This is a genomic window from Gordonia neofelifaecis NRRL B-59395, assembly GCF_000192435.1.
In the GTDB taxonomy this organism is placed as follows: Bacteria; Actinomycetota; Actinomycetes; order Mycobacteriales; family Mycobacteriaceae; genus Gordonia; species Gordonia neofelifaecis.
Genome location: NZ_AEUD01000025.1, coordinates 26,901 through 36,777 on the forward strand (window position 1 = coordinate 26,901; position 9,877 = coordinate 36,777).

Here is a 9,877-nt window from a genome sequence, read left to right on the forward strand (position 1 = left end):
GTCGTGCGCGAAGCGCCGATCGGGCCTACTTGGCCTTCTCGAGCACCTCGACGAGACGCCAGCGCTTGGTCGCCGACAGCGGTCGGGTCTCCATGATCCGGACGCGGTCGCCGACACCGGCGATCTGCTCCTCGTCGTGCGCCTTGACCTTGCTGGTCGTGCGGATGATCTTGCCGTAGAGCGGGTGGCTCTTGCGATCTTCCAGCTCGACCGTGATGGTCTTCTGCATCTTGTCACTGACGACGTAGCCGATCCGCTCCTTGCGGCCGGCCCGATCTTCGGTGTTCACCTTCTGGTCCTCACTCATGCGTCTTCACCCTCCGGTCCGGACGCCAGGCCCAGCTCGCGCTCGCGCATGACGGTGTAGACACGCGCGATCTCACGGCGCACGGTGCGCAGACGGCGGTTGTTGTCGAGCTGACCGGTGGCCATCTGGAAGCGAAGGTTGAAGAGCTCTTCCTTCGACTCCTTGAGGCGCGCGACCAGGTCGGTATCACTGAGCTCGCGGAGCTCAGAAGCAGCGACTCCGAGTGCCATCAGAACTGCTCCTCTCGGGTCACGATTCGGGTCTTGATGGGGAGCTTGTGCTGTGCGCGGCGCAGGGCCTCGCGAGCGGTCTCCTCATTGGGGTAGCTCATCTCGAACAGCACGCGGCCCGGCTTCACCGGGGCCACCCACCACTCGGGCGAGCCCTTACCGGAACCCATGCGGGTCTCGGCGGGCTTCTTCGTGATCGGACGGTCCGGGAAGATGTTGATCCAGACCTTGCCGCCACGCTTGATGTGGCGGTTGATCGCGATACGAGCAGACTCGATCTGACGGTTGGTGATGTACGCACCTTCCAGAGCTTGGATACCGTAATCACCGAAGGTGACCTTGGTTCCGCCCTTGGCCCGGCCCTTCAGGCTGGGGTGGTGCTGCTTGCGGTGCTTGACCCTGCGAGGGATCAACATGGCCTCAGCCCTCCTGGTTCTCTGCAGCCGCCGGAGCCGACGCGGTGGCGTCTGCGGCCGGAGCCTGCGCAGCGTCGCTGCGGCCGCCCTGGCCACCACGCGCATCGCGGCGCGGACGGCTCGGACGACGCGGTCCGCGACGATCCTCGGCGGGCGCGGCAGCGGCCAGCTCACGACGGCCGCCGACGATGTCGCCCTTGTAGATCCACACCTTCACGCCGATGCGGCCGAAGGTGGTGCGTGCCTCGTAGAGCCCGTAGTCGATGTCGGCGCGCAGCGTGTGCAGCGGGACGCGACCCTCGCGGTAGAACTCCTTGCGGCTCATCTCGGCACCGCCCAGACGACCCGAGCACTGGACTCGGATGCCCTTGACGCCCGGCTGACGCATGGCCGACTGGATGGCCTTGCGCATCGCGCGACGGAACGCCACGCGGTTGCTGAGCTGCTCGGCGACGCCCTGGGCGACGAGCTGTGCGTCGGCCTCGGGGTTCTTGACCTCGAGGATGTTCAGCTGGACCTGCTTGCCGGTCAGCTTCTCCAGGTCGCCGCGGATGCGATCGGCCTCGGCGCCGCGGCGGCCGATGACGATGCCCGGACGAGCGGTGTGGATGTCGACGCGGACGCGGTCACGGGTGCGCTCGATCTCCACCTTGGAGATGCCTGCGCGCTCGAGGCCGGTGCTCAGCAGCTTGCGGATCGCGACGTCTTCCTTCACGTACTCCGCGTACTGCTTGTCGGCGTACCAACGCGAGTTCCAGTCAGTCGTGATGCCCAGCCGGAAGCCGTGCGGGTTGATCTTCTGGCCCACTGTCTAGGCTCCCTTCTTCTTCTGCTGGCGCGAACGAGCACGTCCGCCGTTCTCCACAGCCGACACGACCACGGTGATGTGGCTGGGGGGCTTGCGGGTGCTGATGTGGCTGGTGCGCTTGCGGATGCGGAAGGCACGGCCCTGTGCACGCGGCTGGAACCGCTTCAGGGTCGGGCCCTCATCGGCGAACGCCTCCGACACGACGAGGGTCCGGCGATCCAGCCCCACGTTGTTCTCGGCGTTGGCGACAGCGCTGGCGAGCACCTTGTACACCGGCTCGCTGGCCGCCTGCGGAGCGAACCGCAGGATGTCGAGGGCCTCGTCCACGTTCTTGCCGCGGACCAGGTCGATGACGCGGCGGGCCTTCATCGGGGTGACACGAACGAACTTCGCGGTCGCCCGTGCGCTCTGCACTGCGTTTTCAGTCTCAGTAGTCATGGTTACCGGCGCTTCGCTTTCCGGTCATCCTTGATGTGACCCTTGAAGGTACGGGTGGGAGCGAACTCGCCCAGCTTGTGACCCACCATCGAGTCGGACACGAACACGGGCACGTGCTTGCGACCGTCGTGGACCGCAAAGGTGTGACCGATGAAGTCAGGCGTGATGGTCGAGCGGCGCGACCAGGTCTTGATGACCTGCTTCGTGCCCTTCTCGTTCTGCGCATCCACCTTCTTCAGGAGGTGGTCGTCGACGAACGGGCCCTTCTTGAGGCTGCGTGGCATTTTTTACCTCCTCCTAATTATCGCTTGTTCTTGCCGGTACGACGGCGACGGACGATCATCTTGTCGCTGGCCTTGTTCTTGCGGGTGCGGCCCTCGGGCTTGCCCCACGGGCTGACCGGGTGGCGACCACCGGAGGTCTTGCCCTCACCACCGCCGTGCGGGTGGTCGACCGGGTTCATCACGACACCGCGCACCGTCGGGCGCTTGCCCTTCCAGCGCATACGGCCGGCCTTGCCCCAGTTGATGTTGCTCTGCTCGGCGTTGCCGACCTCGCCGACGGTGGCGCGGCAGCGCACGTCGACGCGACGGATCTCACCGGAGGGCATACGCAGGGTCGCGTACGGACCCTCCTTGCCCAGCAGCTGGATCGAGGCACCGGCCGAACGAGCCATCTTGGCGCCGCCGCCCGGACGCAGCTCCACGTTGTGGATCTGGGTACCGGTCGGGATGTTGCGCAGCGGCAGGTTGTTGCCCGGCTTGATGTCGGCGTTCGGGCCGCTCTCGACGACGTCGCCCTGCTTCAGGTTCTTCGGCGCCAGGATGTAGCGCTTCTCGCCGTCCACGTAGTGCAGCAGCGCGATGCGCGCGGTGCGGTTGGGGTCGTACTCGATGTGCGCGACCTTGGCGTTGATGCCGTCCTTGTCGTTACGACGGAAGTCGATCAGACGGTAGGCGCGCTTGTGACCGCCACCCTTGTGACGGGTGGTGATGCGACCGTGTGCGTTACGACCACCGGTGCTGTGCAGCGGACGCACCAGCGACTTCTCCGGATGCGAACGGGTGACCTCGGAGAAGTCGGCACCGCTCGATCCGCGACGACCCGGGGTCGTCGGCTTGTACTTACGAATTGCCATGAGTCTTAGTCCCTACTCTTCTTCGCGGGCGGTCAGGAGACCGCGCCCCCGAAGATCTCGATGGGCTTGCTGTCAGCGGACAGCGTCACGATGGCGCGCTTGGTGTTCTTGCGCTTGCCGAAGCCCGAGCGGGTGCGCTTGCGCTTGCCCTGGCGATTGGCGGTGTTGACGCTGGTGACCGTCACATCGAAGATCTGCTCGATCGCGATCTTGATCTGAGTCTTGTTCGAGTCCGGGTGCACCAGGAAGGTGTACGCACCGTCTTCGATCAGCCCGTAAGCCTTCTCCGAGATCACCGGCGCCAGGATGATGTCACGCGGGTCTGCATGCGTAGCCATTCCTAGGCCTCCTTCTTCTGGTTCTGCTCGATGAAGGCGTTCAGGGTCTCAACGCTGAACACGACCTCATCCGAGTCGAGGACGTCGTAGGTGTTGAGCTGATCCGGCGCGATCGGCAGGACGTTGCCCAGGTTCGCGACGCCCTTCCATGCGGTGACGTCCTCGCGGGACACGACCACCAGGAACTTGCGACGGTCGCTCAGCAGCTCCAGGAACTTGCGAGCGGCCTTGGTCGACGGGGTCTGGCCGGCGACGAGCTCGGTCACCACGTGGATGCGCTCGTTGCGAGCACGGTCCGACAGGGCGCCGCGCAGGGCAGCGGCCTTGACCTTCTTGTTGACCTTCTGCGTGTAGTCGCGCGGCTGCGGACCGTGAACGGTGCCGCCGCCGGTGAACTGCGGTGCGCGGATCGAGCCCTGACGAGCGCGACCGGTGCCCTTCTGGCGGTACGGCTTGGCGCCGCCGCCGGCCACCTGGCCACGGGTCTTGGTCGAGTGCGTGCCCTGACGGCCTGCGGCCTGCTGGGCCACGACCACCTGGTGCATGAGCGCGATGTTCGCGGTCACGTCGAAGAGCTCGGCGGGCAGGTCGACGGTTCCGTTGTTGGTGCCGTCGGCGTTGCGGACGTCGAGCGTCAGCTTGGTTGCGGTTTCGGTGCTCACTTGGCGCCACCCTTCACTGCGTCGCGGACCACCACGATGCCGCCCTTGCGGCCGGGGATCGCGCCCTTGATCAACAGCAGACCGGCTTCGGCGTCCACCTTGTGGACGGTCAGGTTCTGCGTGGTCACCTTGTCGGAGCCCATGCGGCCTGCCATGCGGGTGCCCTTGAAGACGCGACCCGGCGTTGCGCAGCCGCCGATGGAACCCGGCGAGCGGTGCACGCGGTGCGCGCCGTGGCTGGCACCCAGACCGGCGAAGCCGTGACGCTTCATGACACCGGCGAAGCCCTTGCCCTTGGAAGTACCGGTCACGTCCACCTTCACGCCCTCGGCGAAGATGTCGGCACCCAGCTCCTGGCCGACCTCGAACTCCGAGATGTCGTTGATACGAATCTCGGTGAGGTGGCGGCGCGGGGTGACGCCGGCCTTGGCGAACTGGCCGGCGACCGGCTTGTTCACCTTGCGGGGGTCGATGGCGCCGTACGCGAGCTGAATGGCGGTGTAGCCGTCACGGTCTGCGGTGCGCAGCTGGGTGACGACGTTGGAGCCGGTCGCGATGACGGTCACCGGAACGACCCGGTTGTTCTCGTCGAAAACCTGGGTCATGCCGAGCTTGGTGCCCAGGATGCCCTTGGTTGCATTCTGATTACTCATTTATCCAATCCCCCGTCACTGAATGTTGACGTCGACACTGGCCGGGAGGTCGATGCGCATGAGCGCGTCGACCGTCTTCGGCGTCGGGTCGAGGATGTCGATGAGTCGCTTGTGAGTGCGCATCTCGAAGTGTTCGCGGCTGTCCTTGTACTTATGCGGCGAACGGATGACGCAGTACACGTTCTTTTCGGTGGGCAACGGCACCGGGCCGACCACGCGCGCACCCGTGCGGGTCACGGTCTCCACGATCTTGCGCGCAGAAGCGTCGATCGCCTCGTGGTCGTAGGCCTTGAGCCTGATGCGGATCTTCTGTCCCGCCACGCTGTGTCCTCTTCCGTCTGATCATCTCTCGACAACAGAACACCGCGTGACTTCACACCCGCGGTAATGACTCGCGGGCGGCAACTGATGCCACATGACCACGCCTTGACATTTGGCGGATCGACGCTGTTCTACTGTCGTTGTACGGTGCCGAACTCTCGTTCGGCTGCCGACTCTCGTCGGCTTCGCCTCCGGCACCCGCGGTCGGGCGTGTCGGTCCGGCTCCTTCGAGAGGATTTCCGCGTTACACGCCCAGCTCCGCGTTTCGCGGTCCTGGAAGTATGTGCGCCTCTTACGCGAGGCAACCTGAATAGTATGCACCAGGCCCGCGGCGACTTCAAATCCCCGACCTGCGTGATCCTGGGCACGTCGACGTCATCACAGCCTCATTGCGACGTCACACCTTGAGCTCGGTGCGCGAACTCGCATCGAGGCTGTGACCGGTCCGGATCAGTGCGACCGAGCGGGCAGGAGATGAAAGTTGCCGAGCCACTTGGCGACTCGCGGCACCATCAGTCCGTTCTCCAGATCCGACCACGTCCAGCGAACCACCATGATGCCCGCGGACCGCAGCAGGTCTTCGCGGTCCTTCTCTCTGATCACGGACTGGGCGACGGTCTCCCCCGGCCTCCGGAGGCGACCGTACTTCACTCGGCCGTCGAACTCGCCCACGAGGCGGCAGTCCCAGTCGAAGTCGGAGCGATACTCGTGACCTTCGACGACGTGGGCGCACTGGAGCCGCGGCAACCGGATACCCGCCTCGATCATCTGCGCGCGACTCCACGACTCGCCCACCGATTCCGACAACGAGGTCGCCGACGCCAGAGCCCGTCGCGCAGTGCGGACGCCGTGGCACCGCCTGCGTTCGAGCTGCGCTATCAGCTCAGTCCGAGGCACACCGCGGGCGAGAGCCGCATCGAACACGGTCAGCGCCTGCGCGAATGTCGCGTCCGAGATCGCGACGTCGACAGCTGTGCGCGCTGCGCTCGTCGTCGGCACACCGCCGATCTCGACGACGTCGTCGTCGGACAGTTGCAACGCGTGGACATGACGTCCGCCGCGCACGCCTCCCCCGCTCTTGGCGTTCCGCGTCACGTGAACGCGGCGCTGGTCGGGTTTCAGCAGATGCATCCCGTGCACCGCTGCGGCCGACTGGTGACTGAGCACCACGTCGCCGCTCGAGCGTACGCAGGTGACGGTCGCGATCCCCCGCATGAGGTAGAGGCGGTCCGCACCCTCGCGAGTGACGAAACCCGGGTCCGCACCGACATACACTCCCTGCGCCATGCGGATCAGTTCGCCGCGGCGGATCGCGGATTGAATCATCGCGTCCGACCAGCCCGCCGCGAGAGCACCCTCCCGCCTGATCAGACCGTGCTCATCGACCGGCAGCAGCTCCGCACTCGTCATCCCGTCCCCCTTGTCGTCCTCAGTCCATCGTCGATCCGAGCCGGCTGGGACACGAGTGCGCTATCCACAGGAATACCGAACGTGGCCATCACAGCCTCAATGCGAGTCGGCACCCCGAGCTCAGGCTGTGACGAGGTATTGAGCGTGTGATGACGCGCCGATAGCATCGGCACTCATGACTGCTACTTCGAGTAACACCAACAGTGCGACGTATGCGCTCCGCAAGCGACTGCCCAGCGGACGGATCGGCAACGCCCTGTTCTCGCTCGGCATGGTCGCCCGGGTGCCCTACTTCGGCACCATCCTGCCCTTCGTCGAGGAGATGGAACCCGGCTACTGCCGCGTGACGGCTCCCAACTGGTGGGGAGTCCACAACCACATCGGCACCTTCCACGCCATCGCCGCGTGCAACCTCGCCGAAACCGCGATGGGCATGCTCATGGAGGCCACCGTCCCGACCACGCACCGGTGGATTCCGAAGGCCATGAACACGCAGTACCTCACAAAGGCGACGACGCGGCTCACGGCGCACGCGGAGTTCGCCGAGGCCGTCGACTTCTCCACGATCACCGAGGGCACCGAGGTCGTCGTGACCATTCGGATCCTGGACACCTCGGGCACCGAGGTCGTGCACTGCGACATCACCACGTGGGTGACGCCGAGTGCGTAGGCTCCGCGCCGTCGTCGCGGCCCTAGCGGCGACGACGGCACTCGCCGGCTGCGGCGTCGACGGGGTGGCGGTGAAGGCCGCGGACGACGTGGCGCCGTCGTCCTCCGACGGCCCGATCCCCACCCAGCCCGCTCCGACCACCGGTGCGTCGGGCGCACCGATCACCGCCGACGGCGCCTTCCGGATCTCGACGTCCGACGATGTGCGAGTGGTCGTGACGGTCGTCGAGGACATGGCGTGCCCGGCCTGCAAGGCATTCGAAGCCGCCTACGGCGACACCCTCGCGGAACTGGCGGCGCTGCCCGGTGCAGCGGTCGACTACCGGGTGATCTCGTTCCTCGACCGGATGAGCGACGACCAGTATTCCTCCCGCGCCGCGAACGCGTCGTACTGCGTGTGGAACCGTCCCGGGGACGACCGCGCCCGTCAGGACACCTGGCGCAGGTTCCAGGTCGCCGCGTTCCGTGCGCAGCCCGCAGAGGGCGGTCCCGGCCTGTCCGACGACCGGCTCGCCGCCATGGCGAAGACCGCGGGCGCAGGCGACGTCAGCACGTGCATCACGACCCGCCAGTACGCCCAGGACGTGCACGGCACCACCTCGTCGACGATGTCGGAACCCGAGTTCGAGGGCACTCCGACCCTGCTGGTGAACGGCGAACGACTCGATCTCCGTTCGGCGGCGACTCTGCTGGACAAGGTGAAGGGACTATTGCCGGGATAGCCCTACGTCATTTCCAGCCGTCTGTAATGAGTTTCTTAACAAGCTGCCAGTAGGGTTGCACTGGTAAACGCCGGGTGCACGGTGCTCCCGGATCTCTCTGATCAGCGGAGGAAGAGAATCGTGGCCCAGAAGAGCCGGACCGTCGTCGATCCTCGGCAGGCCGAACGCCGCCGATCCCTCATGTACAAGATCGGCGCGGCAGTGGTGCTGATCATCATCGCCGTCGGTGTCACGTTCTGGGCGATCAACCACAACAAGGACTCCGCGTCGACCACCGGCGGCTCCGCCACCCCGACGGTCATGAGGCCCGACGGTTCGATCCGCATCACCAGCGCACCCGCGGGCACCGAGCCGAAGGCTGTCGTGACCCTCGTCGAGGACTTCCAGTGCCCGGCATGCAAGGCGTTCGAGGCCAGCTTCGGCAGCACCATCACCGAGCTCGAGAAGAACCCCCAGGTGGCCATCGACTACCACCCGATCGCGTTCCTCAACCGGATGTCGACCACGAACTACTCGAGCCGCGCGATGAACGCCTCGACCTGCGTCGCGGAGTCGACCGCCAAGAACGGCGACTGGAGCATCTGGCTGAAGTTCCACAACCTGCTGTTCACCAACCAGCCGGAGGAGGGCGGCTCGGGCCTGCCCGACAGCGAACTGATCTCGCTGGCCCGTCAGGCGGGTGCCGAGGGCATCACCGACTGCATCAATGACAACCAGTTCGGTCAGTGGGTCACCAAGCAGACCTCCGACATGACTGGCAATCCCGAATTCCAGGGAACCCCGTGGGTCCGCGTCAACGGCCAGACCTTCGATCCCCAGGGTGGACCGCAGGGCCTGACCGCCGCCGTCGACGCGGCGCTGGCGAAGTAGTCGATCATGGCTGACGAGTCACCGGCCGAGTTCGAGAACACCGAGGCCGTCGCGGTCGCGGAGGAAGCCGTCACCCGCGAGCCCGGCAACTTCTGGCTCCAGCGACGTCCGATCTCCGTAGCGGCGTCCTGGACCCTGCTGGTCTGCGGCGTCCTCGGGATGGCCGCAGCGATCGCGCTCACGCTCGACCGCATTCAGCTGCTGATCGATCCGACGTTCACCCCGGCGTGCAGCATCAATCCGATCATCTCGTGCGGCTCGGTGATGGTGACCGACCAGGGCAAGTTCTTCGGCTTCCCCAATCCGCTGCTCGGCCTGCCCGCGTTCGCGGTGATCCTGGTGACCGCCGTCCTCTCCATCGGCCGAGTCCGACTGCCCCGCTGGTACTGGGTCGGTCAGGCGATCGGAGCACTGCTCGGGCAGATCTTCGTCGGCTACCTGATCTTCCAGAGCATCTACCGGATCCACGCCCTGTGCCCGTACTGCATGGTGGTCTGGACGATCATTCCGATCGTTCTGATCCTGAGCCTGTCGCGGGCCCTCCCGGACAGCGGCCTCGGCCGGTCCATCCGCGAGTGGCTGTGGATCCTGCTGCCCGTCTACTACGTGGTCGTCATCCTCATGGGCACCGTTCAGTTCTGGGATTACTGGAAGACCCTGTTCTAGAAGCGCGTTGATCAGGGGCGGGGTACTGCGGTGCCCCGCCCCTGATCGCATCGTCAGGCGGCGAGCAGGGCGTTCAGGTGAGCTTCGGCCCGGGAGTAGCTCGGCGTGGTGGATCTGGTTGACTCGCCAGTCCCGACGGCCCTCTGGCCGGTCGTTGACGGGTCGCCAGGCGACGTGGCCGGCGTGCGGACCGTCGATCACGATCGTGGTCTCCCACGCCGCGACGCTC

Annotated in this window: 16 protein-coding genes; 4 read left to right on the forward strand and 12 right to left on the reverse strand. The window is 66.0% G+C overall.

Annotation, left to right across the window (positions count from 1 at the left end; all coding sequences use genetic code 11):
- Positions 1–25: 25 nt before the first annotated feature.
- The 12 genes from rpsQ to SCNU_RS18965 form a co-directional block, all read right to left on the reverse strand.
- Complete coding sequence (gene rpsQ / locus SCNU_RS18910) at positions 26–307, reverse strand: 30S ribosomal protein S17 (protein WP_009681026.1); 282 nt, start codon at positions 305–307, stop codon at positions 26–28.
- Positions 304–537 (reverse strand): 50S ribosomal protein L29, encoded by a 234-nt coding sequence (gene rpmC, locus SCNU_RS18915; RefSeq protein WP_006895641.1) that lies wholly within the window; start codon positions 535–537, stop codon positions 304–306. Before rpmC ends, rpsQ begins: the two co-directional genes overlap by 4 nt.
- Positions 537–953 carry a 50S ribosomal protein L16 gene (gene rplP / locus SCNU_RS18920; RefSeq protein WP_009681027.1) on the reverse strand — a complete coding sequence of 139 codons (417 nt, stop codon included), beginning with the start codon at positions 951–953 and terminating at the stop codon, positions 537–539. The genes rpmC and rplP overlap by 1 nt, the downstream gene beginning before the upstream one ends.
- A gap of 4 nt (positions 954–957) precedes the next feature.
- On the reverse strand, positions 958–1,761 hold the full coding sequence (gene rpsC / locus SCNU_RS18925) for a 30S ribosomal protein S3 (RefSeq protein ID WP_009681028.1): 804 nt from the start codon (positions 1,759–1,761) through the stop codon (positions 958–960).
- Positions 1,762–1,764: 3 nt separating this feature from the next.
- Positions 1,765–2,199, reverse strand: a complete 435-nt coding sequence (gene rplV, locus SCNU_RS18930; protein ID WP_040518922.1) for a 50S ribosomal protein L22 — start codon at positions 2,197–2,199, stop codon at positions 1,765–1,767.
- Positions 2,200–2,201: 2 nt separating this feature from the next.
- Complete coding sequence (rpsS, locus tag SCNU_RS18935) at positions 2,202–2,483, reverse strand: 30S ribosomal protein S19 (RefSeq protein ID WP_009681030.1); 282 nt, start codon at positions 2,481–2,483, stop codon at positions 2,202–2,204.
- Between the two features lie 17 nt (positions 2,484–2,500).
- The gene (rplB, locus tag SCNU_RS18940; protein ID WP_009681031.1) at positions 2,501–3,337 is read right to left on the reverse strand and encodes a 50S ribosomal protein L2; all 837 of its coding nucleotides are present in this window, start codon (positions 3,335–3,337) and stop codon (positions 2,501–2,503) included.
- Positions 3,338–3,369: 32 nt separating this feature from the next.
- Positions 3,370–3,675, reverse strand: a complete 306-nt coding sequence (gene rplW / locus SCNU_RS18945; protein WP_009681032.1) for a 50S ribosomal protein L23 — start codon at positions 3,673–3,675, stop codon at positions 3,370–3,372.
- A gap of 2 nt (positions 3,676–3,677) precedes the next feature.
- Positions 3,678–4,337, reverse strand: coding sequence for a 50S ribosomal protein L4 (rplD, locus tag SCNU_RS18950; RefSeq protein ID WP_009681033.1), 660 nt, complete (start codon positions 4,335–4,337; stop codon positions 3,678–3,680).
- Positions 4,334–4,990: a 50S ribosomal protein L3 gene (gene rplC / locus SCNU_RS18955; protein ID WP_009681034.1), complete on the reverse strand. Its 657-nt coding sequence runs from the start codon at positions 4,988–4,990 to the stop codon at positions 4,334–4,336. The genes rplD and rplC overlap by 4 nt, the downstream gene beginning before the upstream one ends.
- Positions 4,991–5,005: 15 nt before the next feature.
- A complete protein-coding gene (gene rpsJ / locus SCNU_RS18960; RefSeq protein WP_003938093.1) occupies positions 5,006–5,311 on the reverse strand; it encodes a 30S ribosomal protein S10 in 306 nt (101 codons plus the stop codon).
- Positions 5,312–5,761: 450 nt separating this feature from the next.
- Positions 5,762–6,721 carry a type IV toxin-antitoxin system AbiEi family antitoxin domain-containing protein gene (locus SCNU_RS18965; RefSeq protein ID WP_009681035.1) on the reverse strand — a complete coding sequence of 320 codons (960 nt, stop codon included), beginning with the start codon at positions 6,719–6,721 and terminating at the stop codon, positions 5,762–5,764.
- A gap of 175 nt (positions 6,722–6,896) precedes the next feature.
- On the opposite strand from SCNU_RS18965, the gene SCNU_RS18970 reads away from it, so the two are divergent.
- From SCNU_RS18970 to SCNU_RS18985, 4 genes are all read left to right on the forward strand, one after another.
- Positions 6,897–7,391: a hotdog fold domain-containing protein gene (locus SCNU_RS18970; RefSeq protein WP_009681036.1), complete on the forward strand. Its 495-nt coding sequence runs from the start codon at positions 6,897–6,899 to the stop codon at positions 7,389–7,391.
- Entirely contained in the window at positions 7,384–8,112 is a 729-nt protein-coding gene (locus SCNU_RS18975; protein ID WP_050792875.1) for a DsbA family protein, read from the forward strand. The genes SCNU_RS18970 and SCNU_RS18975 overlap by 8 nt, the downstream gene beginning before the upstream one ends.
- 120 nt (positions 8,113–8,232) lie before the next feature.
- On the forward strand, positions 8,233–8,982 hold the full coding sequence (locus tag SCNU_RS18980) for a DsbA family protein (RefSeq protein ID WP_009681038.1): 750 nt from the start codon (positions 8,233–8,235) through the stop codon (positions 8,980–8,982).
- Positions 8,983–8,988: 6 nt separating this feature from the next.
- Positions 8,989–9,648 (forward strand): vitamin K epoxide reductase family protein, encoded by a 660-nt coding sequence (locus SCNU_RS18985; RefSeq protein WP_009681039.1) that lies wholly within the window; start codon positions 8,989–8,991, stop codon positions 9,646–9,648.
- Positions 9,649–9,877: the final 229 nt, after the last annotated feature.